Origin of the sequence: Corynebacterium sp. NML 120412 (assembly GCF_002285155.1) — a bacterium.
In the GTDB taxonomy this organism is placed as follows: Bacteria; Actinomycetota; Actinomycetes; order Mycobacteriales; family Mycobacteriaceae; genus Corynebacterium; species Corynebacterium gottingense.
On the sequence record NZ_NSGL01000001.1, the window covers coordinates 541,934 to 567,851 of the forward strand.

Here is a 25,918-nt window from a genome sequence, read left to right on the forward strand (position 1 = left end):
ACATAGGGTGAATTTGCGTACTGTGACGCAGTTAGTCACGAACACGTTCTCACGTCTTCTGCCACCCGAGTATGCCACAGCCCACCCGGAAGCTCAACAACAAAACCTATAAAGGTGCGGTATGATGATAGGCATGAGCAATAAGGAATATAAACCGACGCTCGCGCAGCTGCGCACCTTCGTCACGATCGCGGAGAACAAGCACTTCGGCACCGCCGCGGCCAAGCTCGGTATCTCGCAGCCGTCGTTGTCGCAGGCCCTCGTCGCGCTCGAGGGCGGGCTGGGTATACAGCTCATCGAGCGCTCGACGCGCAAGGTCATCGTCACCGCCGCCGGCGAGGAGCTGCTCCCCTTCGCAAAAACCACGCTCGAAGCAGCCGACGCTTTCGTCGCCCGCGCACAGGGCGCCCACGGCGTGCTCAACGGCCCGTTGACCATCGGGATGATCCCCACGGTCGCCCCGTACCTTCTGGCGGATCTCCTGCCGCGCCTGCGGTCCGAGTACGAGAACCTGCAGCCGCGCATCGTGGAGGAACAGACCGAGCGTTTGCTCGAGCAGCTTCGCGACGGCCGCATCGACCTCGCCGTCCTCGCCCTCCCCACCGAGACGCCCACGCTCACGGAACTGCCCCTCTACGACGAGGAATTCGTCGCCGTCACCCACGAGGATGACGCGCTCGCGGGGCGTCGCGACCTGCCGCTCGCCGCCCTCGAGGAGCTCGACCTGCTGTTGCTTGACGACGGCCACTGCCTCCGCGAACAAATCGTCGACCTGTGCAAGCTGGCGAATGTGTCTCACCCCGCCGCCAACCAGTCGGTGACGCGGGCGGCGTCGCTCACCACGATCATGCAGCTCGTCGGCGCTGGTTTCGGCTCAACGCTGGTGCCCAAGTCCGCCGTGGCCAGCGAATGCACCCGCCCCGGGATCGGGCTGGCGACCTTCGCCACCGGCGTTGGGGCGCAGCGCACCATTGGGCTTGCGTACCGGGCGTCGTCAAGCCGCGCTGAAGAGTTCGAGGCCCTGGGCGAACTGGTGAAGGCCGCGTACGCGGAGGCCGCCGCGCGCGGAGATGCAGCGCTCACGCATTGAGCTACTAAGCTGGTCCAGCAGTGATGAAAAAGGATCCAGACAATACGGACGTGCCGAGCAAGGACGAGCTGTACCGCCAGCTCGACTCGGTGCCGATCAACCAGGAGCGCCGGTTCCGGCGGCGGCTTTCCAAGGCCAAGGCGCCGCAGGCGCTCGCCGCGATCGGGGCGGACATTGCGGAGGCGGCGCGTGGCGTCGAGAAGCGAAATGCCCTCGTGCCCGCCATCGAGTACCCTGAGCAGCTGCCCGTTTCCGCGCGGCGCGACGACATCATGGAGCTGATCCGCGACAACCAGGTCGTGATCATCGCTGGCGAGACGGGCTCGGGCAAGACCACGCAGATCCCGAAAATGCTGCTGGAGATGGGGCGCGGGCGACGCGGGCTGATCGGACACACGCAGCCGCGCAGGATCGCCGCGCGCACGGTGGCCGAGCGCATCGCCGACGAGCTGGGGCAAAAAATTGGTCAAACCGTCGGCTACGCCATCCGCTTCGACGACAAGGTGTCGGACTCTACCGCCGTGAAGCTGATGACGGACGGCATCCTCCTCACGGAGATGCAGCGCGACCGTTTTCTCAACGCCTACGACACGATCATCATCGATGAAGCCCACGAGCGCAGCCTGAACATCGATTTCCTCCTCGGCTACCTCAAGCGGCTCCTGCCGAAGCGGCCGGACCTCAAGGTCATTGTCACCTCGGCGACGATCGACCCGGAGCGCTTTGCCGCGCACTTCGCGGCCGCCGACGGCACGCCCGCGCCAATCATCGAGGTCTCGGGCCGTACCTACCCGGTGGAGATCCGCTACCGGCCGCTCGTCGAGCAAGTGGAGACGAAGTCGGGCACGAAAGACGTGGACATCGACATGATCGACGGCGTCGTCGATGCCTGCAAGGAGCTCATGAGCGAGGGCGAAGGCGACATCCTCTGCTTCTTCTCATCCGAACGTGACATCCGCGACTGCATGGAGGCGCTGGAGAAGCAGCACTGGCGCGGCGTGGAGGTCGTGCCGCTGTTCGGGCGCCTCTCCAACGCGGAGCAACACCGCGTGTTTTCCCCGCACTCCGGCCGCCGCATCGTGCTGGCGACCAACATCGCGGAGACCTCGCTGACCGTGCCGGGGATCCACTACGTGGTGGATACCGGGCTGGCCCGTATCTCTCGCTACTCCACCCGCACGAAGGTACAGCGCCTGCCCATCGAGGAGGTTTCGCAGGCCAGCGCGAACCAGCGATCGGGCCGCTCGGGACGTACCGCCGACGGCATTGCCATCCGCCTGTACTCGGAGGAAAACTTCGAGGCGCGGCCCGAGTTCACCGACCCGGAAATCCTGCGCACCAACCTGGCCAGCGTCATCCTGCAAATGATTTCGCTGCGCCTCGGCGACATTTCCGAGTTCCCGTTTATCCAGCCACCGGATCACAAGGCAGTGCGCGACGGTCTCCTGCTCCTCCACGAGCTGGGCGCGATCACCGACAAGGAGCGCAGCGGCGCCCCCGTCTTGACGGACATCGGCCTCGACCTCGCGCGCATCCCCGTCGACCCGCGCATGGCGCGCATGCTCGTCGAGGCCAACACCCTCGGCGTACTCGATCGCGTCACCGTGATCGTCGCCGGCATGACCATCCAGGACGTGCGCGAACGCCCCCTGGAGTACCAAGCGCAGGCGGATCAGGCGCACGCACGCTTCAAGGATAAGACGTCCGACTTCCTCTCCGTGCTCAAGCTCTGGGACTACATCAACGAGTCCCGCGACGAGCTGTCGGGCAACGCGTTCCGCAAACGGATGAAGCGCGAGTTCCTGCACTACATGCGTATCCGCGAATGGTACGACCTGGTGCGGCAGCTGCGGGATGTGGAAAAGCAGTTGGGGTGGATTGTGCGGGCGTCGCAAAGCACTCAAGGCGACGGCGCAGCAGACGCCGACGCCGTGCACAAATCGCTGCTCACCGGCCTGCTGTCAAACATCGGCGCGCGCGACGGCAACTCGAAGGAGTTCCAGGGCGCGCGCGGCACCCGCTTCCTCGTCTTCCCCGGCTCGAGCCTGAGCAAGAAGCCGCCGGAGTTCCTCATGGCCGCGGAACTGGTGGAGACCTCGCGGCTGTGGGCCCGCGACGTGGCCAAGATCGAGCCGCAGTGGGTGGAACGCGCCGCGAAAGACCTGCTCAAACACAGCTATTCCGAACCGGTGTGGTCGCGCAAGCGCTCCGCGGCGATGGTGCACCAGAAGTCAATGCTTTACGGCGTCACGATTGTGCGCGACCGGCTCGTTCCGTACCACAAGGTGGATCCGGAGGCAGCGCGCAGCATGTTCATCCGACACGCGCTGCTGGAGGGCGATTGGAACCGCCACCACACGTTCATCGAGCACAATGACGCCCTGCTCGCGGAGGCCTCCGAGGTGGAGGAAAAGGTCCGACGCCGCGGCCTCGTGGTCGATGAGGACACGCTGTTCGAGTTTTACGACGCCAAGCTGCCCGCCGACGTGACCACCGCGCGGCACTTCGACTCCTGGTGGAAGAAGCAGCGCCGCACAGACAAGCACTTCCTCGACTTCGACCCGGAATCGCTGCTTGACGACACCGGCACCGACACCTCAGCCACCGCCTTCCCCGAGACGTGGCGCCAGGGATCGATCAACTACGACCTGCGCTACAAGTTTGAGCCCGGCGACCCCTTCGATGGCGTCACGGTCGAGGTCCCGGTCCCGCTGCTCGCAGGCCTGAGCCCGGACGGCTTCGACTGGCTTGTACCGGGGCTGCGCGAGGAGCTCATCACCGAGCTCATCCGCTCGCTCCCCAAGGCGATTCGCACCACTGTCGTCCCCGCGCCCGACTTCGCGCAGCGCGCCCTGCCCCTCCTCGAAGACGGGCAGCCGCTTGTCGACGCCCTCGCGTCCGCCCTCCAGTCACTGGGGGCCTCCGGGGTCAACGGGTCAGACTTCTCACCGACTCGACTCCCGGCGCACCTGACCATGACGTACGCCGCAATTGACAAGCGCGGGAAGGTTGTCGACCACGACAAGGACCTTGCCGCGCTGAAGAAGCGGCAGGCGGGCAAGATCCGCTCGTCGGTGTCAAAGGCGAGCCGGGCAGCGGAGTCTAAGGCCGTGGCGAAGTGGACGGCGGACTCCCTGGGCGAGGTGCCGGCGACGGTGCAAACCACCATTGATGGCAATAGCGTCGACGCGTTCCCCGCGCTGGAGGCTACCCGCGACGGCGTGCGCGTCACGGTCTTCCCAACGAAGGCTGCCGCGGACGCGTCGATGGTCACCGCGACCCTCACGCTGCTGATCCGCGAGATTTCGGTGTCTGCGCAGCAGATGACCAAGGGGTTGCCGCTGCGACAGAAGGTGGCGGTGGACCAGTACCCGCACGGTGGCGCGAAGGGGCTCGTGGAGGATGCGCGGGTGGCAGCGATTCGCGACCTGATGATGCAGCACGGCGGCCCCGTGCGTACACCGGAGGAGTTTTCGGCGCTCGTGGCCAAGGTGTCGCCAGAAGTTCCTGGCGCGGTGCGGCGCATGGTGGTGGGCATCGCCCCTGGGCTCGTCGCGTACGCGAACATGGCGCAGGAGCTGTCGCAATGGGAAGGTCCCGCGATTGATGACATGCGTTCGCAGCTCGAGTTTTACCTCCCCCGCAACGCGTTGACCAGGCACGGACTGACCCACCTCCAGCACATGCCGCGCTACATCGAGGCTATCCGGATTCGCCTTGAGGACATGCGCGTGGATCCCGACCGCGATGCGGACCGGCAGGCAATTGTCGACGGCGCGAAGTCGTACCTTGCCGCCAAGTTGGCCAAGCTCCCCGCCGGGCGGGAAAAGACTCGCGCCTACAAGGACGTGTTGTGGAGGATTGAGGAACTGCGCGTGAGCGTCTTCGCGCAGCGCCTTGGCACGCCGAAGCCGGTCAGCGCGCGGCGCATTGAGAAGATGGTAGACAAGCTGACCTAGCGGCGTGAGCTACAGACTCAACCGGCTCAGAAGTCCTCTTTGTCGCGCCGCCGCATCAGACGAATCTCTGATTCGAAGTCGTCGGCGCTCTCGAACGACTTGTACACGGACGCGAAGCGCAGGTAGGCGACCTCGTCAAGCGCGCGGAGCGGTTCGAGCACCGCGAGGCCGATTTCGTGCGCGGGGATCTGTGAGCTGCCGTGGGAGCGCACGATCTCCTCGACCTGTTGCGCGAGTCGTTTGAGCGCGTCGTCCGACACGTCGCGCCCCTGGCAGGCACGCCGCACGCCGACGATGAGCTTGTCACGGTCAAACGGCTCGCTGATCCCGTTGCGCTTCACCACCGTCAGCACTGCCTTTTCCACGGTGGTGAATCGCCCCCCACATTCGGTGCACTCACGACGCCGGCGGATTGCTGATCCTCCTTCAATGATGCGGGAGTCCATCACGCGCGAATGATCGTTGTGGCAAAACGGACAGTACATTGCAGGCTCCCGCTCCTCGCTGTTCTGGGTACACCCCGGGGACGTGCGCCCGGGCTTGCCTCCTCAATGTACCGTCCCCCGCGCCGCTTCCCTAGCGGGCGCCAGCGACGTATTGGGCGGAGACTTGGTGGCTCATCGACGCGGTGTCGTCCGAGAACGCACCGCCCACGATCGACCCGATCACCAGCGCGGCGCTCAAGCCCAGTCCCACGAGCACGCTCTCGCGCTTTTCGCGGTGGGATTCGAACCGATCGTCCGCTCGGTCTGGCCACTGCGCCGGATCACCCCTCCCCACATCAACGGCCATTATCGAATTACTGAGCGTTCGAACATGCTCAGCCCCACACCGCCGAACACCACGGGTTTCAATGTCCCACTCGTCAGCACGAGCCGGCATGGAAGCCACCTCGAAGCGAGTAGTAGAAGCACCGTAAGTACCATTTTGCATCATCGTCATGAGTTCATTCCTTTCACGTTCACCGCAATCTTACGAACCGAACCAACACTGTCGAACGGAATACCGTTCAGGCGTTCGATGTCGGTTGCATGTTCGATTTATAGCAGGCACGTCAAAGCTTGTCTAGCGGGCGGGTTGAGAACTCGAACATGTTTGCCCGATCTGGTAGGTTGTGCAGTGCGTAGTTAGCGCGAATAAACTCACACACAGTCACCATCAAAGGAGCACCTCATGGCCCGCAAAAAGGCTGATGCCAAGGATTTGGACATCTCGACGCTGTCTGATCGTCAGCGGCGAATTTTGGAAGTAATTCGGGACGCCGTCGTCCTTCGCGGCTACCCGCCAAGCATTCGCGAGATTGGCGACGCAGCTGGGTTGCAGTCCACCTCGTCCGTCGCCTACCAGCTCAAAGAGCTTGAAAAGAAGGGCTTCCTGCGCCGCGACCCGAACAAGCCTCGCGCGGTCGACTTGCGCCATCTCCCCGACGCACCCGGCAAGAAGCCGAAGCCGAGCACGGACACAAACGTGCCGGAGGATGCGTCGACTCCGCGCTACATCCCAGTGGTCGGCCAGATTGCCGCCGGGTCGCCGATCCTCGCAGAGGAGAACGTGACGAGCTACTACCCGATGCCGGAGGATCTTCTCGGCGACGGCGACCTGTTCATGTTGCAGGTCGTCGGCGAGTCGATGCGCGATGCCGGCATCCTCCCCGGCGACTGGGTCGTCGTTCGCTCCCAGCCCGTGGCAGAGGAGGGAGAGTTCGTCGCAGCCCTGCTCGACGGCGAGGCGACGGTGAAGGAGTTCCACAAGGATTCCAGCGGCGTGTGGCTCCTCCCCCACAACGATGCCTACTCGCCTATTGACGGCACCAATGCGGAAATCATGGGACGCGTCGTCTCCGTGTTCCGCACCATGTAGCACCTCCACCCTGAACACACGCCCGCAGCGATCCCTCGCGCGGGCGTTTTTCTTGTTTGTAGCTCACCTCCGCTTATCACCTTCAACCACTGTGACGATTTCCGGATATGTGGCGGGTGCTGCCCCCGCTTCGGGGGAGTCGGGCACAACAACAACCAATCGGGCACCAATCAATGCGACAATGACAGGTATACGTTTTCCCGTCTTACATCCCGACATACTGAAGGAGCGCCGTGTACGCAGAAGAACGCCGGCGACAAATTGCCTCCCTCACCGCGGTTGAAGGTCGAGTCAATGTCACTGAGCTGGCCGAAAAGTTTGGAGTCACCGCGGAGACGATCCGTCGCGACCTGGCTGTGCTCAATGATGAGGGCATTGTCCACCGCGTGCACGGTGGCGCCGTAGCGAGCCAATCCTTTCTCACCACCGAGTTTCCGCTTGAGGCCCGCTATCGCGCCGCGTCCACGGCCAAGATGGCGATCGCCCGTGCAGCGCTCCAATTCCTCCCGGACCGGCCGGACCGATCTCTCTTCCTCGACTCTGGCACAACCATCAATGGTCTGGCCGAGATTATTGCCAAGCACCCCTCGGCCAAAGATTGGCACATCGTGACCAACTCGCTGCCCACCTCCCTCGACCTGGCAAGCGCGGGTTTGGAAAATGTGCAGCTACTGGGTGGAACCGTTCGTGCGATCACCCAAGCGGTCGTCGGAGACATCGCGCTTCGCTCCATCGCCATTCTGCGCGCCGACGTCGCCTTCATTGGCACCAACGCATTGACCATTGATCACGGGCTCTCCACGGCCGACCCCCAAGAGGCCGCGATCAAGAAGGCGATGGTCACAAACGCGCACAAGGTGGTGGCGATGTGCGACTCGACCAAGCTCGGAAACGACTACCTGGTGAGCTTCGCCCGCCTGAGCGAAGTCGATGTGCTGGTGACCGACTCGGAGGCGCCAAAGTCCTTCATCGATGAACTCGTCGCACACGGCGTCGACGTCATTACCGCGTCCGAATAAGCCCGTTTTCCCCCTCACTCGTGTGAGATCGCTTCCGAATGGTTGAAAAATCACACCTATTCGGACATACTTGGGGGGTGGCGCTTAGTGCCCGGCATCGCCAACAGACTCGCTGCGTAGGGGCGCTCTCGTGCCTCACCCCACTACATCAACAGTAGGGAGCGAATCCATGATCATCACGTTAACGCCGAACCCGAGCATCGACGCCACACTCAACGTCGATGCCGTGGCGCGCGGCGAAGTGGTCCGCGCCACCGATGCCAGACGCGAAGCCGGGGGTAAAGGCATCAACGTCGCCAACGCTGTTGCGCTGGCTGGCAAGGACACCCTCGCGATCGCGCCGTGTGGACCACACGACCCATTCATCAGCGCTGTCGAGCGCGCGCGCATCCCGTTCACACCAGTGCCCATCCAGGGCAACGTGCGCACGAACACTGCGCTCACCGAGCCGGACGGCACCACCACCAAGATCAACGAGCGTGGTGCCGAGTTGTCGGGCGAGGAGCAGCGTGGCGTCGAAAAGCAACTGCTCGACCACGCACGAAACGCCGACGCTGCGGTGCTGGCTGGTTCGCTGCCGCCTGGTGCGGCGCCGGACTGGTACGCCGAGCTTGTCGCTTCCCTGCGCAAGGTTTCGCCGGATCTTGTCATTGCTGTGGACACGTCGGATGCGCCGCTACAGGCGCTCGGGCGCAAGCTCGACGGTGCGGCACCGACCATCATGAAACCGAATTCGTTCGAGCTGGCCCAGCTCACCGGCGCGGACGGGCACGAGCTCGAGGCCGCCGCCGAGCGCGGCGAGTACGATGCCATCATCGCCGCAGCGCGCGCCCTCGTGAAACGAGGTGTGCAGGAGGTGCTGGTCACGCTCGGTGGCGCCGGCGCGTGCCTGGTCACGGCCAACGGCGCGTGGGCGGCCTCCGCTCCCCCGATCACCGTTCGCTCCACCGTTGGCGCGGGCGACAGCTCGCTCGCCGGCTACGTGATGGCGCGAGTCGAGGGCCTCGAGCCCGCGGATTGCCTCCGCCGGGCCGTGGCCTACGGCTCGGCCGCTGCCTCGATGCCGGGCACGGGGATTCCTTCCCCGTCCGACCTGGACGTCGAGCGCACCAAAGTCTTCAGTCTTTCCAACTAATTCAATACCCATATCCTTCGCTACAGAGTAGGAACTCCTATGAACTCCCCACTCATCACACCTGACCTGGTCAGGCTGGACGTGGACTTCGGCTCCTCGCCCGCGGACGTCATCCAACACCTTGCCGGGCTCATAGAAGCCTCCGGGCGCGCGACCGACGCAGGCCCCATCGCTGAAGCGGCGACTGCCCGCGAAGCGAAGGCCGGCACCGGTGTCAACGGCCGTGTGGCCATCCCGCACTGCCGCGTCGCTACAGTCAACGAGCCCACCCTTGCCTTCGCGCGCCTGTCCAATCCGGTTGATTTCTCCGGCCCCGACGGCGATGCCGAGCTGGTCTTCCTCATCGGCGCCCCCGAGGGCGGCGGCAAGGAACACCTGAAAATCCTGTCCAAGCTGGCCCGCGCGCTGGTCCGCGGTGACTTTGTGGAGAAGCTTCGCAACGCCAGCACCGAGCAGGAGCTTGTCGACGCAGTGCTGGAGGTCGTCAACGCCGAACCGAAAAAGAAGAAGCCGAAACCGGCCACGACCGATGGCGCCGCAGCCGCCGGCAGCACGGCCGTCACCGCGGGCGCTGCAGGTACCGCGGGCACTTCCGGCGCGAAGCAGGACGTCATCCGCATCGCTGCGGTCACCTCGTGTGCGACCGGCATTGCCCACACCTACATGGCAGCTGACGCGCTCACCCAGGCAGCCGAAAAGCGCGATAACGTCGAGCTCATTGTGGAGCCGCAGGGGTCGTCCGGCGGCGACCCGCTCGAGCAGTCCTTCATTGATAGCGCCGACGCAGTCATCTTCGCCCACGACGTGGCCGTGCGAAACAAGGGCCGCTTTGCCGGCAAGCCGGTCGTGGACTCCCCGGTCAAGCGCGGTGTGAACGAACCGAACGCGATGATCGACGAGGCCATCGCCGCGGCGAAGGACTCGAAGGCCCCTCGCGTCGCGGCCGCCTCCGAGTCCGCTGGCGAGGACTCCGCAACCGGGTCCTCGGGCGAAAGCTGGCCGAAGCGCCTGCAGCAGGCGATCATGACCGGCGTGTCCTACATGGTGCCGTTCGTCGCCGCGGGCGGTCTCCTGCTCGCGCTCGGCTTCCTGCTCGGCGGCTACGACATGGCCAACGGCTGGCAGGCGCTGGTCACCCAGTTCACGCCGTGGGATCTGCCGGGCCACGAGGTGACGGTTGACGGTGTCACGGCAACCTTTGAGCGCTCCGGGTGGGCGCTCTACCTCGGCGCCGTCCTCTTTGCCACGGGCCAGATGGGCATGCAGTTCGTCGTGCCGGCCCTCTCCGGCTACATCGGCTACGGCTTGGCAGGGCGCCCCGGTATCGCACCGGGCTTCATTGGCGGCGCCATCTCCGTCATGGTTGGTGCCGGCTTCATCGGTGGCCTGGTCACCGGCCTGCTCGCCGGCGTGATCGCGTACTGGATCCAGACCTGGAAGGTGCCGCGCTGGCTCGGCTCGCTCATGCCGGTGGTGATCATCCCGCTGCTGACCTCCCTGATCGTCGGCCTGCTGATGTTCCTCCTGCTGGGCCGCCCGCTCGAGGCGCTCATGCTGGGGCTGACCGACTGGCTGTCGTCCATGACGGGGTCGTCGGCAATACTGCTTGGCATCATCATCGGCCTGATGATGTGCTTTGACCTTGGTGGCCCGGTGAACAAGGCGGCGTACCTGTTCGGTACCGCGGGCCTGTCCGCTGGCACGGACGCCAGCTTCGAGATCATGGCGACCGTCATGATCGCCGGCATGGTGCCGCCAATCGCGCTGTCCATCGCGACCTTCCTGCGCAAGGAGCTGTTCACCCCGGCCGAGCAGGAGAACGGCAAGTCCGCGTGGCTCCTGGGCCTGTCCTTCGTCTCGGAGGGAGCGATCCCGTTCGCAGCAGCTGACCCGTTCCGCGTCATCCCCGCGATGATGCTGGGTGGCGCTACTGCGGGCGCGGTCTCCATGGGCCTGGGCGTGGGATGCCAGGCGCCGCACGGCGGCGTGTTTGTCATCTTCGCCTACGACCCGTGGTGGGGCATGGTGATCGCGCTGGCCGCGGGCGTACTCGTGGCCACGTTAGCCGTAATTGCCATCAAGCGCTTCTGGCCCAACAAGGAAATCCAGAAGGCCGCCGCTGACAAGGCTACGCAGGAAAACACCGCTTCGGCGGGCGTGCAGCAGGTAGCGGCATAACCAACCGGGTGCCTACACTGGTACCCAGTAAATCAGCACTCAACCAAAGTATTTCGAAAGGACCTCATTATGGCTTCCAAGACCGTCAAGGTTGGCTCCACCGTCGGACTGCACGCACGCCCGGCAACGGTCATCTCCGACGCCGCAGGCGAGTTTGATGACGAGATCATCCTGACCCTCGTCGGTGGCGACGAGGACGACGAGACTGACGCCGCGTCCTCCCTCATGATTATGGCGATGGGCGCGGAGCACGGCGACGAGGTCACCATCACCTCCGACAACGCCGACGCCGTTGAGAAGATCGCCGCGCTGATCGAGCAGAACCTCGACGAGGAGTAGCCTCCGCGCGATCGCACAACTTCAGGCCCCTGGCACCTTCCCCGTGAAGGCCCAGGGGCTCTTTCGTGCTTATCGACGCCCCCCGTAATCCCCTCCTTACCGGTACTGGCCCTCCCCGACCGAGTTGTACAGCCACCGCATGAGTGGGTAGCCGACGATGATGCCCACAGACCCGATGGCGATCCCCTCGAGCGTCACGGAGCCAACGGTGAAGGACAGGTTGCCAATGCCCACGATCAGCGCGACCGCGGCGGCAGTGAGGTTGACCGGGGTGGTGAAGTCCACGTTGTTGTCCTGCCAGATGCGCACGCCCAGCATGCCGATGAGCCCATACAGGACCAGGCACGCGCCGCCGAGAACGCCGACGGGAATCGTGAAGATGATGGCGCCGAACCTGGGCACGAACGCCAGCGCGATGGCAAAGCACGCTGCCACCCAGTACGCCGCCGTGGAGTACACCTTCGTCGCCGCCATCACGCTGATGTTTTCGGCGTACGTGGTCGTTCCGGAGCCGCCGAAACCGCCGGCGAGGGTGGTGGCAATGCCGTCGCCGATAAGTGCCCTGCCCTGCAGGTCATCCAGGTCTCGGTGGGTCATCTCGGAGACCGCCTTGACGTGCCCGACGTTTTCGGCGATGAGCACCACCATCACGGGCAGCGTGACCAGGATGGCAGAAAGGTGGAATTCCGGCGAGTGGAACTGCGGCAGGCCGATAAGGGGCGCGGCGGCGATGGTGTCCAGGGCGTCGTCGGCAAGCCCGCCCGTGGCTGCGGCGTAGGCCCAGCCCACGATCACGCCGATCAGGATGCTCAGGCGCGAGATCATCCCGCGGGTCGCCACGGTGATCAGCACGATCGCCGCGAGGGTCACGCCAGCGACGGCTGGCTGTGCTTGGACGTTGCTCACCGCGGTCGGCGCGAGGTTGAAGCCGATGAGGGCGACGATAGCGCCGGTGACGGTGGGCGGCATGACCGCGTCGATCACGCGCTTGCCGGCCACGTGCACGACCGCGCCGACGGCGATGAGGAGCAAGCCTGTCACCAGCACCCCGCCCAGCTGCGCGCCGATGCCGTACTGCTGGGAGGCGGACAGCGGCGCGATGAAGGCGAACGAGGAGCCAAGGTAGCTGGGCAGCCTGTTCTGGGTGATGAGCAGGAAGAGGATCGTGCCCAAACCTGAAAAGAGCAGTGTGGTGTTGACAGGGAACCCGGTCAGGGTCGGCACGAGCAGGGTCGCGCCGAACATGGCCACGACGTGTTGCATGCCGATGCCGATGGTGCGCGGCCAGCTCAGCCGTTCGTCGGGTGCGACGACGGCACCGGGTTTCACGGTGCGGCCGTCGCCGTGTAGGGACCAACCATACGAAGTATTCACACCTGGCAGTCTAGGCAGGTGTACCCAGCTGGCCCCAATTGTTTACGCAGGCACTCGTCCGCTTACGCGACTACGAATTCCGCGTACTGGTCGGCGAGCACCTGGGGCAGGCGGACGTCGATACGCGTGCCCTGCTCCTCGTACTCCTCGCGGCGCACCGTGCCCTCCTCGTGGACGTGCGAGACGACGTCGCCGCGGGTGTACGGGACGAGCATCTCCACGTGGGCGTCGAGGGTGTTGAGGAACAACTCGACCTTGCCTTCCAGCTCGGGGATGCCCTCGCCGGTAAGGGCGGAGACGAAGACGACATCGTGGCCGGAGGAATCGAAGGCGTGGCGCAGCTCTGCAAGCACGAGCGGATCAGCCTCGTCGATCTTGTTCACCACGACGATCTCCGGCGGGATTTCCTCGCCGGATTCGCGCGTGATCTCTGCCAGGACCTCGTTGACCGCCTTGATCTGCTTCAGCGGGAACGGGTCCGAGCCGTCCACCACGTGCAGCAAGAGATCCGCGTTCGTGACCTCTTCCAGCGTGGACTTGAACGCCTCGACCAGCTGCGTGGGCAGATGGCGCACGAAACCGACGGTATCGGTGAGGACAACATTGCGGCCGTCCGCCAGCTGGGCGCGCCGCGTCGAGGGGTCCAGGGTGGCAAACAGCGCGTCCTCCACCAGCACGCCCGCGTCCGTCATCGCGTTAATGAGCGAGGACTTGCCCGCGTTGGTGTAGCCAGCGATGGCAATCTTGGGCGTGGTGGAACGCTGGCGCCGCGCGCGTTTCACCTCGCGCGCCGTCTTCATCCCCTTCAGCTCGTGGCGCAGGCGCGCCATGTCCGCGCGTAGGCGGCGACGGTCTGCCTCAATACGAGTCTCACCAGGGCCGCGGAGGCCCACGCCCCCGTTGGAGCCGGCGCGACCGCCCGCCTGGCGGGACAGGTTGCCGCCCCAACCACGGGTGCGCGAGAACAGGTACTCCATCTGCGCCAGCGAGACCTGCGCCTTACCCTCTCGGCTCTTCGCGTGCTGGGCGAAGATGTCCAGGATGAGCATGGTGCGGTCGATGACCTTGGTTTTCAGCGCCTCCTCCAGCGCCACGATCTGCGAGGGCGAGAGCTCACCGTCAAAGACCACCGTGTCCGCGCCGGATGCCTGCACGATCTCGCGCAGCTCCCCGACCTTGCCGGCACCGATGTAGGTGCCCGGGTCCGGCTTGTCGCGCTTTTGGTAGATCATCTCCACGACTTCCGCGCCCGCCGTCTCCGACAGCGCGGCGAGCTCGCGCATGTTCGCTTCCATCTCCGCGGTCGTGCCCTCGAGCCACGCGCCAACGAGGATCACTCGCTCAAGACGCAGCTTGCGGTACTCAACTTCGTAGTCGTCTTCGAGCTCGTCAGTCCGAATCTCGGTGTGTTGTGTCACCCTGCGGAACGAGTTGCGCTCCTCCAAGTCGAGCGCGCCAGTCGTCGGGGCGTCAGCCCCGGGCTGCGGCGAGTTGTGCCGGAACGCCCGCTCAAGCAGCGCATCACGCGCCGCATCCTGGTCGCTCTGGTCGTCCTGTGCTCCCTGAGCACCCTGGGTGTAGAACGTTGAGGTCATTCAGTCCTTCTGGTCAGAACTTCCGGGCCGCGTGGGTTCGCGCGCCCAGCGCATTCCGAAGAATGCTTACGTTGTAGTTTACGTGTTTCTTCCAACACCGTGTGCATGCGGATCATTCCGTGCGCACAGTGCTTTGCGACGCCACCGCGACCCCGCAGTTCTCACCCCGGTGCATTCGCCGACTAGGCTGTGCTCCATGAGCGAAACTCTGAGTACCCGAGCCCAAGCGGCCACCGCGAGCAACGGCGCCCACCAGGACCTTGCTGCGATCGGCCTCGGTTTTTCCAAGTGGCAGGAAGCAGTCGAGCAGGCAATCGCCACCAACCGCCTCGAAGTCACGGGCGAGGTCCGTGGCGGGCAGCTGATTCAGTACGGCGACCCGTCGGGCGCGCAGCTCAACATCCTGGCTGTTGAGCCGTTTGCCACCTTCGCTGGCTTTGCGTCGCAAACGCGCACGTTTGCGCACATCACCCCGCTCAATGACGTCGTCGCACTGGCCGACGTTGTTGATCCGCACGGTAACACCATTTCCTCCGTTACCGTGAATCTGGCGCAGGGCCCGCTAATCGTCGGCGAGCCGACGCTCCAGTGGCAGGAGCTGGGCATCACCGCACTGATGCTGGACCAGCAGCGTTTCGATTCCACCGACGCGTACCTGGCGGCCAACCCGGGTGCAGTCCTCGGCGCCGTGACCTCCCCTGGTGCGGAAGCCGTGGGCAACGGCGCGGCCACCACCCCCGACGCAGCGGCGCAGCTTTCCGCACGCGTCCTCGACGCGGAATACCGCACCTCCGAGCTGACCGGCCAGCGCTTCATCCACGCGTCCGTGGATGGCGCCTTCCCCTTCGACGTGTGCCTGCCGGACGGCGAGCTCCCGCAACGCGACTCCGTCATCGCCGGTACCGCGGTGCTCGCCGGCTCCATCCCCGCTCCGAGCGGCGGCGGGTGTGGCGGCTGTGGCGGTTCCTGTGGCTGCGGTGGGCACTAGGGATACAGACGCTCGGCTCCGGTGACCCCGTTGACCCCGTTGACCCCGTTGACATGGTCCCCACACGCCGATCGAGGAGGTGACCGCACATGGATCCATCACGAAAAGACTTACTCCGCGCCTTGTGGGGCGCTCTGTTGTTCGCAGTGGCGGTCCTGCTGGTGATCTTCCTCCGGCTCCCAGGGCTCATGCTCACGCTGCTCCTCATCCCGCTCGCGCTCGCGATACACCGCCGGTACGACACGAATCCGGAGATCGCGTCGCTGAAGGCGTCGCTGCGCATCGCGCGCGACGACATGGAGGAGATCCTCCAAAGCTACGACGATCTCAAGTACGGCACGTCCACGCAGTCCGTCGCAGATCGCACGCTGCACTACCCGGCGCTGGCCAACGGCGACGTCTCGCAGCACGCCATCAGCGAGTTCCTGCTGCGCACCTCCTCAGCGCGCCGCTTCATCGCGCGCATTGACGGCTACCTGGAATCCCCGGACATTGACCGCTTCCAGCTAGAAAAGCTCATTGGCATTGCCGACGAGCGCGCGCTCGAGCTTTCCGAAGCGTGGGACGACGCCCGGCGCGTCGCGCGCCAAATCGGGCCCGCGTAGCGCTGCGAGCGCAAACCCCTACAGCAACTGCTGCAGCTGCGACGGCAGTGTGATGCCCAGCCGAGGCGCGACTGCGACTCCGCCGCCGACGAGGAGCCCGAGCGCGGCGAGCACCCCAAGTGCGATGGCAACTGCCTTTCCCGCCGAGCTGGCCTGCTCCGTGTTTTCTGCTCTCGCCGGGACCGCTGGGGGCGCCGCGGTGTCGGCCAGGGGCTCACCTGCGGGTGAAGGGCCGTCGCCGTGACGCGTGCCGACGCCTCCTTGCTGGTTCACGTCCGCTTCCGTGGGGAAGCTGACCGTTACGTTGCCGCCCTGCGCGCACGCCTTGTCTGCCTGCTTCGTCGCGGCGACGTTTGCGCGCTCGTAGGCGATGGCTGCGGGGAGGTCGACGACGCGCGGTGCTTCCTCGTTAAACCTCCTGATCTGGTCCTGCGTCAGGTCCAGCTGTTCATTGGCGGAGAAAACCTTGCCCGGGTTCTGGGCGAACTCATCCCATCCTTCGTAGCCCATTTCGGCCCACGCTGCGTTTGCGGTCTCTCCCGGGAAGAGCTCGAACTCCCAGGAATTCGCCCTCCCGGACTCCACACGTTGCAGGTACGCGTCGGTTCGGGCTTGCGCTGCGACGATGTCCGTGATTGTTCCGGCCGTATCGGGGCCGTATGCGTCCTCGAGCGACGCAACTTCGCGTTCGTACTCTGCTTCGACGTCTGGGGCGACGTCGGTAAAGTTTTCGTAGCTGATCAAGGTCTCTACCACGGACTCGTTTGCTACTAACGCATCGAGGCGCTTGAGTTGTTCGGGTGTGAGCGTGGTTTTACTCGCAACGATGAAGAGTCGCTCCAGCGCCACGGTGTCATACAGCGCGTACGCCTTGGCCTCGTCTTCGGTGAGGCTGACAAAGCAAGACTGCGCGCCCAGTAGCCCCGAGTCTTCCAGCGGGCTGACATCGGCGGCGTTGGCGGGTGGCGCCACTGCGGCCACTGCAACCACTGCGGCCATCGGGGCGGCCACGCTGGCGAGCCTCCGGGAACTGGGTCGCTTGGTGTCCCGGTGATCGTCGTGAAGTGGACGTGCAAACGAGGCTGCGAGGTGCATTGCGGCTACTTTCAACGAGCTTCTACTGCGCGCCGGAGGGAGAAACGGCGTCCGCAGCGGGACCCGGAAGGATGAGGTCTCCGTGTGCCACGATACGCGAGGGGCCCGTCATGCGCGCGGTTTGCTCCGAATTTGCTGGGTCTTCACTGATTGCAACTTCCACCGCACCGCCGGGGACGCGCACGGTGACGGTCCCAGCCGTCTCGCCCGCGGCACGCAGCGCGGCGGTCGCGGCGGCGACGGTGCCGGTCCCGCAGGAGCGGGTCTCTCCTACGCCACGCTCCCAGACGCGCATGGAACACTGCCCGTCGCGCGCCTCGGTGAGGAGCTCCACGTTGACGCCCTCCGGGAACACGGCAGCGTCAAACTCGGGAGCGGACAGCTCAATGGCTGCGAGCTCCTCAGGGGTCATGCCGGGCACGACCGCGGCGAGGTGCGGGTTCCCCACATCGACTGCGACGCCTTCAAAGGTGTGCGATCCGATGGTCGCCCAAGAGTCAGCCCCAACGCGCACGGTGCCCATGCCGACGGCTACGACGGCGTCGCGCTCGTCAAAGCGCACGACGTGGATCCGCTTCATTCCTGCGCGGGTGTGCACGTCAAAGTCATCGGCGGGTTCGAGGCCCTCGGCTTTGAGCACGTGGGAGAATGCGCGGATGCCGTTGCCGCACATCTCAGCGATCGAGCCGTCGGCGTTGCGGTAGTCCATGAACCAGGTGCCGTCGATACGCACGACGCGCAGCAGGCCGTCGCCGCCGATCCCGGCGCGGCGGTTGCACAGCCAGGCAACCTGTTCGGGGGCGAGGTCGAGCTGATTGTCGACGTCTACGAGTACGACAAAGTCATTTTCTGTCGCGTGGGCTTTGATGAACTGTTGCGGCTGAGTCATGGTTGCGAGTCTAGACGCAGTGCGCCCAGCGCCTGGTCGAGCGTCTCTCCCGACGCTGCGTCGAGCCACGCGATGCGGTGGTCCCGGTTGAACCACGAGCGCTGGCGGCGCACGTAGCGGCGCGTGCCGGTCACCGTGCGCTCGACGGCCTCGTCGTGGGAAAGCGTGCCTGCCATCATGTCGAGGACCTGGGCGTAGCCGATGGCGCGCCCGGCGGTGGAGTCGCGGACGAGCCCGTCACCGATGAGCGATTCGACCTCGTCGATGAGGCCGCGCTCGAACATGAGGTGCGCGCGTTGTTCCACACGCGGGTTGAGCCACTCGGCGTTCGTGCGCAGCCCCACGATGCGTGTCCCCCAGCGCGGCGGCGCGTCCTTTGGCGGCTGGGACGCCTGGAAGGGCTTCCCGGTCAGCTCGATGACCTCGAGCGCGCGCACCGTGCGTCGCGGGTCCTTGTCCTCGATGACGCGGGCGGCTTCGGGGTCGATCGCGGCGAGCTCGTCGTGCAGCGCGTCGGTGCCGATGACGAGCCTGCGGTCCTCGTACCTTTGGCGAACTGCGGGGTCGGTGGGCGGGAACGTCCAGGCGTCGATAAGCGACTGCACGTACAGCATCGAACCGCCGACGAGGACGGGGACCTTGCCGCGCGCCATGATCTCCTCAACGGTGGCGACGGCGAGTGCCTGATACTCGGCCACGGACGCGGTCTTGGTGACGGGCCAGATGTCCAGCAAGTGGTGTGGGATGCCGCCGCGCTCGTCGGGGGCGAGCTTGGCGGTGCCGATGTCCATACCCCGGTAGAGCTGCATGGAGTCGACGTTGACCACCTCCCCGCCGACGTGCGAAGCGAGCGCGATGCCCAGGTCGGACTTTCCGGACGCCGTGGGGCCAACGACAGCGATCGGGCTGACCGAGCTCTCGGGTGCGTGAGTCATGCCACCTCCCACAGCGCAACGTAGCGGCCGACGCCGAGCGACGCGTCCGAATCAACCAACTGGCTGCTCACCCGGTTGAGCCGGGCGAGTTCGAACCACAGCTCCGGCTCGAGCACGCCAAGCTCCTCCAAGTTTTCGGGCAGCGCGACATCCTCGCCGTCGGCGAAACGCTCCATTGCGCGGTGCAGTTCCGGGGCACCCTGCATGAGCGCGAGCGGCGCGCGCTCGGTCAGGCCCGCCGACCCGTCCGCCACGACGATGGTGAGCACGCCTGGGTCAGGTGCTCCCACGTGGCTGCGCACCTCACGCACGCGGGTGCTCCGGCCGGCCAGCGAGGGTTGCGCGAGCGCGTAGCGGGCGACGAGCTCCGGCAGGTAGTTTCCCTCGCCGACGCTGACTTGCGGTGCGCCCCACGCGGCGAAGGAGCCAGTATGGGCGGTGTAGTGCTGCTGGTTGCGCGGGCAGACAATGTCAATGGTCGCCGCTGTTTCTCGGGCACCTAAGGCGCCGAGGGCGTCTACCGCCTGCCCAACCGCCGTGCCGATCGCGCCGAGCACCCGCCGGGAGGGTTCGTGGGCCCCGGCGAGGGCGTCAACCAGGGCCGGCGACCCCGGCATGATGAGGACCTGTGCGCTGTGTTTCACCCGCACCACTCTAGTTGGCGTGCTCGGCGCGCAACCGGGTGGGAGGTCCGCTCCCGGAGCAAGGTTTGGCCGCGCAGCTGCCGGTACCCCTGTAAAGTTTGAGGAAGCACTCGCCACGCGGCGCCCTACAACGGACGCCGCGTGGCACTGGCAGCCGCGTCGCGCGGCACTTTGAACGTAGGGAAAGGACCTGCAATGACCACCTCGGACCAGACACCGAAGCCAGCTCCGAAGCCCGGGGCGACCCCCGCTCCGAAGCCGGGCGTGAAACCTTCACCGGCCGCGATGCCGAACCGCTCGCCCAAGCCCGGTCCCGTGCCTGGTTCCGCAAACCCGCAGGCTGCCACCCCGTCCCCCGTCCCGCCGAAGGCGCCCGCGGTGCCCACCGCTGACCCGTCCAAGTTTGGTCGCATCGATGAGCACGGCGCGGTCTTTGTCACGCGCGGTGGCACGGAGCGCCAAATCGGCTCCTGGCAGGCAGGGACACCGGAGGAAGGCCTGGCGCACTACGGCCAGCGCTTCGACGACCTGGTCACCGAGGTCGAGCTGATCGAATCCCGCCTGGCAGCCCACCCGGACGACGCCGCGCAACTTCGCCAGCGGGCCGAGTCGCTGAAGTCGACGCTGGACGAGCAGGCGGTCATCGGCGACCTGGACGCCCTGGACGCGCGACTGGACGCGGTCATCGCGGCATCGGACGTCGCCGGCCAACAGGCCCAGGAGGCGAAGGCGCAGCGCCGCGCCGACGCCATCGCCAGGAAGGAGGCGCTCGCGGCGGAGGCGGAGGAGCTCGCCGAAAACTCCAATGAGTGGAAGGCCGCGGGCGATCGCATTCGCGCCATCCTCGAAGAGTGGCGCACCATTCGCGGCATCGACCACAAGACGGACGACCAGCTGTGGAAGCGCTACTCGCGCGCCCGCGACGCGTTCAACCGTCGCCGCGGCTCCCACTTCGCCGAGCTGGACCGCAACCGCGCCGCCGCCAAGCGCGCCAAGGAGGAGCTGGTCGTGCGCGCCGAGGCCCTGCAGGACTCCACCGATTGGAACGAGACCGCGCGCGCGTACCGCGACCTCATGAAGGAGTGGAAGGCGGCCGGACGCGCCCCACGCGACGCCGACGACAAGCTGTGGGCCAAGTTCCGGGCGGCACAAGACAAGTTCTTCGGCGCCCGCGACGCCGTCAACGCCGAACGAGACCGCGAGTTTGCAGCGAACGCCCAGGCCAAGGACGCGCTCATCGCAGAATACGAGCCGCTCATTGACCCGTCGAAGGGCCTCGGCGGCGCCAAGGCGAAGCTGCGCGAGCTGCAGGACAAGTGGGATGAGATTGGCTACGTCCCCCGCGGAAAGGTCCGCGAGTACGAGGACAAGATCGGCGCGCTCGAGCGCCGCGTCGCAGATGCAGAGGAATCCCGCTGGCGCAAGACCGACCCGGCAGCACAGGCCAAGGCAAACCAGTTCCAGGTCAAGGCAGATGACCTGACCAAGCAGGCTGAGGCTGCAGAGCAGCAGGGTGACGCGAACAAGGCCACAGAGCTGCGCGAGCAGGCCGCCCAATGGCAGGAGTTCGCCGACGTGGCGTCCAAGGCGGTCAACGACAACTAGTGCTCGCCCCGCAACTCTTCGCGCCCCGCCCCGACGCCCACACTCCGCACGCTGCCGCAGACAACGCGGCACACGACGCGGCGGCCGCCGTCGTCGGGGCGTACGCGTTCTCCGCCACCCTTGCCATCCAGGACATCACCGGCATGGCCACCTCAGGCGTCACCGCGTCGCACATTGCGAAACGCCTCGAGCCGTCCGCTGAGTCCGCTGCGTACCTCTTCGCGCTCACAGATGCGCGTGCACCGCGCCCCGTCACCGACCTCGGATACCCCGAGTTGTTCGCAGCCGACCTCGAGCACGTCCAGGCGTGGGTCTTCGTCTCCCTGCCGCTCCTCGAGGACCTCACCGTCATCGAGGCAAACATCACCCTTGACGCCGCGATCGCACCCCTGCCAGGAGAACCCATCCCGGACGAACCATGGCGTGCCGCACTCTCGCTTGTCGACGCCCTGTCGACCCAACTCGAGCGCCCCACCAGACACATCTGGGTAACCCACGCGCCGGGCGAATTTACCCCACCGGCCGCCGAGGAATTCGGCTACGCGCCCGCGTTCCGCGAGGATCAGGCGACGTTCCCGGTCGAGCACATCTCGGCACTCCCCACTCCCGCCGGTGACATCCATGTCGTGGAAGGCCCCGGGTTCCGCACGAACCGCACCGGCGCACCGGGCGAGGCGGAACAATTCGGCCGGTTGCTCACCGCGGCCTCACGCGACTACCCGCGCGGCGACCTGTGCCTGGACACGATCGAGTGGGACCTCCAGCGCATCACTGACGCGGGTGCCAGGCTGACCGACCGCGGCGGTGTGCAGCTCACCGGCATCGTCCGTGCCGCGGGCGAGATCGCTGGTCTGTGCGAGGTTGTCCGCTACCTTTCGGATGACCCGAAGGTCTGCGAGCTTGGGCTCGTCTACGTGCTGCCCGAGCATCGCGGTCGCGGCCTCGGCGCGGGGCTCATTCGCGCCACGCTCGAGCACGCGCGGGATGTGTGGGAGGACCTGGAGACCGCTTACTGCTCGTACCCCGCCGGTTCCGCAGCTGCGGGATCCATCATGCGGTCGCTCTCCGCCGAGTCTGCCTCCGCCACGACAGCTTGGCAGAAGCTCGAGGAGACGGATTAGCTGCGCGGCCGGTAGAGTGCGTTCGCGGCGGACGACGTTGCCGCCGAGCCGACCAGCACCAGAATGGTGTAGAGGATGCCGGTGATGCCCAGCATCTGCAACAGCCACCCGAAGAAGAGGGCACCGACGACGGCGCCGCCGATCGAAACAACCCAACGCATACACAAGTCCTTCCATGTGGGGAACAGGTAAAGTCTGGCCCTCCACCATACCGATTCTCCGCTCCGCGCGGGTCGGCCCCGGTCAGTCCACCTAGTCCGAGGGGTGTTTGCGGTGGCGTTCGGCGGCCCGGGCGCGGCGATCGTCGATAAGCAGCGGGTTCTCGGCGTATCCCTGTGCCTGGCGGGTGGCTTCCTGCTGGGCCTTGGCCACGTCGTCGGTGTCGTCGAGCAGCGCGCGGCGCTCACCGGCCGCCCGCTGGGCTGCGTCGCGGCGGGTGATCACCGGGATGAAGGCGAACGTGGCCACTGCAACCGCGAGGATGGCCAGGTAGCTGCCCGGGCCGTGGTGAAATCCCTGGTCAAACGCATCGCTTGTGCGGCGAAGCCACAGCGCGAGCACAGACGCAAACAGTGCGACCGTCGTGAGCATCCACGCGGGCGCGGCGAAGACGAAGCGGCGGGTGGCCAGCGCCACCGTCGTGAGCACGCCCAGCCCGGCCAGCGACAGCCACAGGAACACGGTCTCCGTGAGCTTCGCCTGAACGCTTGCCGACGCCTCCGTAACCCCCACGAACTGCCAGCCGCTCACCCCGCCCGCAAACGGGAGGAAGAGTGCAATGAGGTACACCACGATGCAGCCGGCAAGCACCCAGAACCCCGCGTTGACCGGGATGGTCGCGCCAGCCGCCTTCTCGGCGCGCGCGGCCTGCTTGGCATCGCCGCCCTTGTAGGTGTGGGCGGCCGCGCTCTGCTCCGCGAGCCGATTGTCCTCCGGGTGTGGTGCCTGCGCCATGGTGGCCTCCAATGAGTGTGCGTGGAAGTGGTTCGGGCAGTGAGTCTAGTTGCAGCCGCACGCGCCGCCCGCTGCGGCGGTGCCGGTTGCGGGGTCCGCGTTAGTGGCGGGGCGGCCGATCGTCGGCAAGCCCAAGCCCACCCCGACCGGCGCCGTGGTGGGCACCTCACCTGCGGCCGAGTTATCGCCCGCCTTGGTGCGGCAGTGCGAGCGCACACCCGAATCCGCGATGAGGAAGTGGGGCTTGGAGTCAGTCACGGTCACGTGGACGATGTCTCCCGGGCGGATCTCGCCGTCGATGTTGCCCTCGGGTGTGAAGTGCACGAGTCGGCCGTCACGGGCACGGCCGGACATGCGGTGGGTCCGGTCGTTCTTGCGGCCCCCGTCGGCCTGGACGAGCAGCTCCTGGTCGGTGCCCACCAGCTTCGCGTTCTCCTCCTCGCTAATACGCTCCTGCAGGGCGACGAGGCGCTCGAACCGGTCCTGCACGACCTCCTTCGGCACCTGGTCCTCCATCTCCGCGGCCGGGGTCCCGGGGCGCGGCGAGTACTGGAAGGTAAACGCCGAGCTGAAGCGCGCCTGCTCCACCACGTCGAGGGTGCCCTGGAAGTCCTCTTCGGTCTCGCCGGGGAAGCCGACGATGATGTCAGTGGTGATCGCCGCGTGCGGGAGCTTTTCACGCACCTCGTCGAGAATGCCGAGGAACTTCTTGGTGCGGTAGGAGCGGCGCATGTCCTTGAGCACCTTGTCCGAGCCGGACTGCAGAGGCATGTGCAGCTGCGGGCACACGTTCGGCGTCTCCGCCATTGCGTCGATGACATCAGAGGTGAACTCGGCTGGGTGCGGAGAGGTGAAGCGCACGCGCTCGAGCCCCTCAATGTCGCCGCAGGCGCGCAGGAGCTTGGAAAACGCGGAACGGTCACGCTCCAGGTCCTCATCAACAAAGTTCACGCCGTACGCGTTCACGTTCTGGCCCAGGAGCGTAATTTCGGACACCCCCTGGTCCACCAGCGCCTGGACCTCTGCCAGGATGTCGCCGGGTCGGCGGTCCGCTTCCTTGCCGCGCAGGCTCGGCACGATACAGAAGGTGCACGTGTTGTTGCAGCCGACGGACACGGACACCCAGCCCGCGTACGAGGACTCGCGCTTCGCCGGCAGTACCGACGGGAAGACCTCGAGGGACTCGACGATCTCCACCTGCGCCTCGTCTTCCACACGAGCGCGGTCCAGCAGCGCGGGCAGCGCCGACAGGTTGTGGGTGCCAAACACGGCATCGACCCAGGGGGCCTTTTCCAGGACCGTGTCCCGATCCTTTTGCGCCAGGCAGCCACCGACAGCGATCTGCATGCCGGGGTGCGCTTCCTTGGTCTTCTTCAACTGGCCGAGCGTGCCGTAGAGGCGCTTGTCCGCGTTTTCGCGCACCGCGCACGTGTTGAAGACCACGAGGTCGGCTTCGGTCTCCTGCTCCGCGGCGACGTACCCGGCGCGTTCAAGCATGCCGGAAAGCCGCTCCGAGTCATGCACATTCATCTGGCAGCCGAAGGTGCGCACCTCGTAGGTGCGACCGGCTCCACCGCTGGTCACTTCTTGCCCCTGAAGATTCTGTTGCTGCGTCACGGTTGCACAGTGTATCGCCGCCAACGCCCGCAGCATAACCGGGAAATCCGCCGCCCACGCCGCTCGAGTTACCCACAGTTTGGGGGAGGTTCACACAAAGTTTCACAAAAGCATGTCACAGCTCACTTGGATCAGCTAAATGTTATATGCATGACACAGGCTACTGAACCCATGATTCTCATGGAGGGCGTGCAGAAGTATTTCGGTGACTTCCACGCCCTGACTGACATCAATCTCACCGTTCCCAGAGGCGAGGTTGTCGTTGTGCTTGGCCCATCCGGGTCCGGCAAGTCAACCCTGTGTCGCACGATCAACCGCCTCGAAACCATCGAGGAAGGCTCGATCCACATCGACGGCAAGCTCCTTCCTGAGGAAGGGAAAGACCTTGCCAAGCTGCGCGCCGACGTGGGCATGGTGTTCCAACAGTTCAACCTGTTCCCGCACCTGACCATCCGTGACAACGTCACGCTCGGCCCCATCAAGGTGCGCAAGCACAGCAAATCGGACGCAGTCAACCGCGCGAACGAGCTGCTCGACCGGGTTGGCATTGGCAACCAGTCAGGCAAGTACCCGGCGCAGCTTTCCGGCGGTCAGCAGCAGCGCGTCGCTATCGCGCGTGCCCTGGCCATGGACCCGAAGGTCATGCTTTTCGACGAACCCACGTCCGCCCTCGACCCCGAGATGGTGGGAGAAGTCCTGGACGTCATGAGCGAACTCGCCGCATCCGGCATGACCATGGTCGTAGTCACACACGAAATGGGCTTCGCCCGCAAAGTGGCGGACCGGATCCTCTTCATGGCTGACGGCGAGATTGTGGAGGACTCCGACCCAGAATCCTTCTTTACCAACCCGCAGTCGGATCGTGCCAAGGACTTCCTGGCCAAGATCCTTCCGCATTAACCCCTACGCCCTTCCC

At 65.9% G+C, this 25,918-nt stretch carries 23 protein-coding genes; 12 read left to right on the plus strand and 11 right to left on the minus strand.

Annotation, left to right across the window (positions count from 1 at the left end):
* Positions 1 to 133: 133 nt before the first annotated feature.
* Together CKJ84_RS02470 and hrpA are read left to right on the plus strand one after the other, a co-directional pair.
* On the plus strand, positions 134 to 1,090 hold the full coding sequence (locus CKJ84_RS02470; protein WP_095545827.1) for a hydrogen peroxide-inducible genes activator: 957 nt from the start codon (positions 134 to 136) through the stop codon (positions 1,088 to 1,090).
* Between the two features lie 23 nt (positions 1,091 to 1,113).
* Complete coding sequence (hrpA, locus tag CKJ84_RS02475; protein ID WP_095545828.1) at positions 1,114 to 5,049, plus strand: ATP-dependent RNA helicase HrpA; 3,936 nt, start codon at positions 1,114 to 1,116, stop codon at positions 5,047 to 5,049.
* Positions 5,050 to 5,075: 26 nt separating this feature from the next.
* Here the strand turns inward: hrpA and nrdR are convergent, their stop codons facing one another.
* Together nrdR and CKJ84_RS11990 are read right to left on the minus strand one after the other, a co-directional pair.
* Entirely contained in the window at positions 5,076 to 5,534 is a 459-nt protein-coding gene (nrdR, locus tag CKJ84_RS02480) for a transcriptional regulator NrdR (protein WP_095277238.1), read from the minus strand.
* A 91-nt stretch (positions 5,535 to 5,625) separates the two neighbouring features.
* Positions 5,626 to 5,841 carry a hypothetical protein gene (locus CKJ84_RS11990; protein WP_133063988.1) on the minus strand — a complete coding sequence of 72 codons (216 nt, stop codon included), beginning with the start codon at positions 5,839 to 5,841 and terminating at the stop codon, positions 5,626 to 5,628.
* Between the two features lie 381 nt (positions 5,842 to 6,222).
* On the opposite strand from CKJ84_RS11990, the gene lexA reads away from it, so the two are divergent.
* The 5 genes from lexA to CKJ84_RS02510 all read left to right on the plus strand — a co-directional run bounded on the left by lexA (position 6,223) and on the right by CKJ84_RS02510 (position 11,580).
* Positions 6,223 to 6,909 (plus strand): transcriptional repressor LexA, encoded by a 687-nt coding sequence (lexA, locus tag CKJ84_RS02490; protein ID WP_095277243.1) that lies wholly within the window; start codon positions 6,223 to 6,225, stop codon positions 6,907 to 6,909.
* 233 nt (positions 6,910 to 7,142) lie between these two features.
* A complete protein-coding gene (locus CKJ84_RS02495; RefSeq protein ID WP_095277246.1) occupies positions 7,143 to 7,928 on the plus strand; it encodes a DeoR/GlpR family DNA-binding transcription regulator in 786 nt (261 codons plus the stop codon).
* Positions 7,929 to 8,097: 169 nt separating this feature from the next.
* Complete coding sequence (locus CKJ84_RS02500) at positions 8,098 to 9,063, plus strand: 1-phosphofructokinase family hexose kinase (RefSeq protein ID WP_095545829.1); 966 nt, start codon at positions 8,098 to 8,100, stop codon at positions 9,061 to 9,063.
* Positions 9,064 to 9,102: 39 nt separating this feature from the next.
* Entirely contained in the window at positions 9,103 to 11,241 is a 2,139-nt protein-coding gene (locus CKJ84_RS02505) for a fructose-specific PTS transporter subunit EIIC (protein ID WP_095545830.1), read from the plus strand.
* A gap of 69 nt (positions 11,242 to 11,310) precedes the next feature.
* Positions 11,311 to 11,580: an HPr family phosphocarrier protein gene (locus CKJ84_RS02510; RefSeq protein ID WP_095277256.1), complete on the plus strand. Its 270-nt coding sequence runs from the start codon at positions 11,311 to 11,313 to the stop codon at positions 11,578 to 11,580.
* A gap of 96 nt (positions 11,581 to 11,676) precedes the next feature.
* Here the strand turns inward: CKJ84_RS02510 and CKJ84_RS02515 are convergent, their stop codons facing one another.
* Together CKJ84_RS02515 and hflX are read right to left on the minus strand one after the other, a co-directional pair.
* A complete protein-coding gene (locus CKJ84_RS02515) occupies positions 11,677 to 12,954 on the minus strand; it encodes a uracil-xanthine permease family protein (protein ID WP_095545831.1) in 1,278 nt (425 codons plus the stop codon).
* A gap of 62 nt (positions 12,955 to 13,016) precedes the next feature.
* Complete coding sequence (gene hflX / locus CKJ84_RS02520) at positions 13,017 to 14,549, minus strand: GTPase HflX (protein ID WP_095277259.1); 1,533 nt, start codon at positions 14,547 to 14,549, stop codon at positions 13,017 to 13,019.
* Positions 14,550 to 14,745: 196 nt separating this feature from the next.
* Here hflX and CKJ84_RS02525 point away from each other — a divergent pair, with 196 nt between their 5' ends.
* Both CKJ84_RS02525 and CKJ84_RS02530 read left to right on the plus strand, forming a co-directional pair.
* A complete protein-coding gene (locus CKJ84_RS02525) occupies positions 14,746 to 15,537 on the plus strand; it encodes a hypothetical protein (protein WP_095545832.1) in 792 nt (263 codons plus the stop codon).
* 89 nt (positions 15,538 to 15,626) lie between these two features.
* Positions 15,627 to 16,142, plus strand: a complete 516-nt coding sequence (locus CKJ84_RS02530) for a hypothetical protein (protein ID WP_095277264.1) — start codon at positions 15,627 to 15,629, stop codon at positions 16,140 to 16,142.
* 18 nt (positions 16,143 to 16,160) lie between these two features.
* Here the strand turns inward: CKJ84_RS02530 and CKJ84_RS02535 are convergent, their stop codons facing one another.
* The 4 genes from CKJ84_RS02535 to CKJ84_RS02550 all read right to left on the minus strand — a co-directional run bounded on the left by CKJ84_RS02535 (position 16,161) and on the right by CKJ84_RS02550 (position 19,705).
* On the minus strand, positions 16,161 to 17,153 hold the full coding sequence (locus CKJ84_RS02535) for a hypothetical protein (RefSeq protein ID WP_095545833.1): 993 nt from the start codon (positions 17,151 to 17,153) through the stop codon (positions 16,161 to 16,163).
* A gap of 106 nt (positions 17,154 to 17,259) precedes the next feature.
* A complete protein-coding gene (gene dapF / locus CKJ84_RS02540; protein WP_095545834.1) occupies positions 17,260 to 18,126 on the minus strand; it encodes a diaminopimelate epimerase in 867 nt (288 codons plus the stop codon).
* The gene (gene miaA / locus CKJ84_RS02545) at positions 18,123 to 19,061 is read right to left on the minus strand and encodes a tRNA (adenosine(37)-N6)-dimethylallyltransferase MiaA (RefSeq protein ID WP_095545835.1); all 939 of its coding nucleotides are present in this window, start codon (positions 19,059 to 19,061) and stop codon (positions 18,123 to 18,125) included. The genes dapF and miaA overlap by 4 nt, the downstream gene beginning before the upstream one ends.
* Positions 19,058 to 19,705: a hypothetical protein gene (locus CKJ84_RS02550; RefSeq protein WP_233125457.1), complete on the minus strand. Its 648-nt coding sequence runs from the start codon at positions 19,703 to 19,705 to the stop codon at positions 19,058 to 19,060. The genes miaA and CKJ84_RS02550 overlap by 4 nt, the downstream gene beginning before the upstream one ends.
* A 195-nt stretch (positions 19,706 to 19,900) precedes the next feature.
* Here CKJ84_RS02550 and CKJ84_RS02555 point away from each other — a divergent pair, with 195 nt between their 5' ends.
* Positions 19,901 to 21,310 carry a DUF349 domain-containing protein gene (locus tag CKJ84_RS02555; protein WP_233125458.1) on the plus strand — a complete coding sequence of 470 codons (1,410 nt, stop codon included), beginning with the start codon at positions 19,901 to 19,903 and terminating at the stop codon, positions 21,308 to 21,310.
* Positions 21,310 to 22,431 (plus strand): GNAT family N-acetyltransferase, encoded by a 1,122-nt coding sequence (locus tag CKJ84_RS02560; protein ID WP_233125459.1) that lies wholly within the window; start codon positions 21,310 to 21,312, stop codon positions 22,429 to 22,431. The genes CKJ84_RS02555 and CKJ84_RS02560 overlap by 1 nt, the downstream gene beginning before the upstream one ends.
* Here CKJ84_RS02560 and CKJ84_RS02565 read toward each other — a convergent pair.
* From CKJ84_RS02565 to miaB, 3 genes are all read right to left on the minus strand, one after another.
* Positions 22,428 to 22,592 carry a glycerol dehydrogenase gene (locus CKJ84_RS02565; RefSeq protein WP_095277275.1) on the minus strand — a complete coding sequence of 55 codons (165 nt, stop codon included), beginning with the start codon at positions 22,590 to 22,592 and terminating at the stop codon, positions 22,428 to 22,430. The genes CKJ84_RS02560 and CKJ84_RS02565 overlap by 4 nt on opposite strands.
* A gap of 91 nt (positions 22,593 to 22,683) precedes the next feature.
* The gene (locus CKJ84_RS02570) at positions 22,684 to 23,385 is read right to left on the minus strand and encodes a hypothetical protein (protein ID WP_233125460.1); all 702 of its coding nucleotides are present in this window, start codon (positions 23,383 to 23,385) and stop codon (positions 22,684 to 22,686) included.
* Positions 23,386 to 23,430: 45 nt separating this feature from the next.
* Positions 23,431 to 25,017 (minus strand): tRNA (N6-isopentenyl adenosine(37)-C2)-methylthiotransferase MiaB, encoded by a 1,587-nt coding sequence (miaB, locus tag CKJ84_RS02575; protein ID WP_369801165.1) that lies wholly within the window; start codon positions 25,015 to 25,017, stop codon positions 23,431 to 23,433.
* A 156-nt stretch (positions 25,018 to 25,173) separates the two neighbouring features.
* Here miaB and gluA point away from each other — a divergent pair, with 156 nt between their 5' ends.
* The gene (gene gluA, locus CKJ84_RS02580) at positions 25,174 to 25,902 is read left to right on the plus strand and encodes a glutamate ABC transporter ATP-binding protein GluA (protein WP_165765357.1); all 729 of its coding nucleotides are present in this window, start codon (positions 25,174 to 25,176) and stop codon (positions 25,900 to 25,902) included.
* Positions 25,903 to 25,918 lie beyond the last annotated feature (16 nt).

What these genes read in the sequence shown, in the direction of transcription:
- CKJ84_RS02470 (WP_095545827.1), top strand. Translation starts at nt 134, where the DNA reads ATGAGCAATAAGGAATATAAACCGACGCTCGCGCAGCTGCGCACCTTC.
- hrpA (WP_095545828.1), top strand. Translation starts at nt 1,114, where the DNA reads ATGAAAAAGGATCCAGACAATACGGACGTGCCGAGCAAGGACGAGCTG.
- nrdR (WP_095277238.1), bottom strand. Translation starts at nt 5,534, where the DNA reads ATGTACTGTCCGTTTTGCCACAACGATCATTCGCGCGTGATGGACTCC.
- CKJ84_RS11990 (WP_133063988.1), bottom strand. Translation starts at nt 5,841, where the DNA reads ATGGCCGTTGATGTGGGGAGGGGTGATCCGGCGCAGTGGCCAGACCGA.
- lexA (WP_095277243.1), top strand. Translation starts at nt 6,223, where the DNA reads ATGGCCCGCAAAAAGGCTGATGCCAAGGATTTGGACATCTCGACGCTG.
- CKJ84_RS02500 (WP_095545829.1), top strand. Translation starts at nt 8,098, where the DNA reads ATGATCATCACGTTAACGCCGAACCCGAGCATCGACGCCACACTCAAC.
- CKJ84_RS02505 (WP_095545830.1), top strand. Translation starts at nt 9,103, where the DNA reads ATGAACTCCCCACTCATCACACCTGACCTGGTCAGGCTGGACGTGGAC.
- CKJ84_RS02510 (WP_095277256.1), top strand. Translation starts at nt 11,311, where the DNA reads ATGGCTTCCAAGACCGTCAAGGTTGGCTCCACCGTCGGACTGCACGCA.
- hflX (WP_095277259.1), bottom strand. Translation starts at nt 14,549, where the DNA reads ATGACCTCAACGTTCTACACCCAGGGTGCTCAGGGAGCACAGGACGAC.
- CKJ84_RS02525 (WP_095545832.1), top strand. Translation starts at nt 14,746, where the DNA reads ATGAGCGAAACTCTGAGTACCCGAGCCCAAGCGGCCACCGCGAGCAAC.
- CKJ84_RS02530 (WP_095277264.1), top strand. Translation starts at nt 15,627, where the DNA reads ATGGATCCATCACGAAAAGACTTACTCCGCGCCTTGTGGGGCGCTCTG.
- dapF (WP_095545834.1), bottom strand. Translation starts at nt 18,126, where the DNA reads ATGACTCAGCCGCAACAGTTCATCAAAGCCCACGCGACAGAAAATGAC.
- miaA (WP_095545835.1), bottom strand. Translation starts at nt 19,061, where the DNA reads ATGACTCACGCACCCGAGAGCTCGGTCAGCCCGATCGCTGTCGTTGGC.
- CKJ84_RS02555 (WP_233125458.1), top strand. Translation starts at nt 19,901, where the DNA reads ATGACCACCTCGGACCAGACACCGAAGCCAGCTCCGAAGCCCGGGGCG.
- CKJ84_RS02565 (WP_095277275.1), bottom strand. Translation starts at nt 22,592, where the DNA reads ATGCGTTGGGTTGTTTCGATCGGCGGCGCCGTCGTCGGTGCCCTCTTC.
- CKJ84_RS02570 (WP_233125460.1), bottom strand. Translation starts at nt 23,385, where the DNA reads ATGGCGCAGGCACCACACCCGGAGGACAATCGGCTCGCGGAGCAGAGC.
- gluA (WP_165765357.1), top strand. Translation starts at nt 25,174, where the DNA reads ATGATTCTCATGGAGGGCGTGCAGAAGTATTTCGGTGACTTCCACGCC.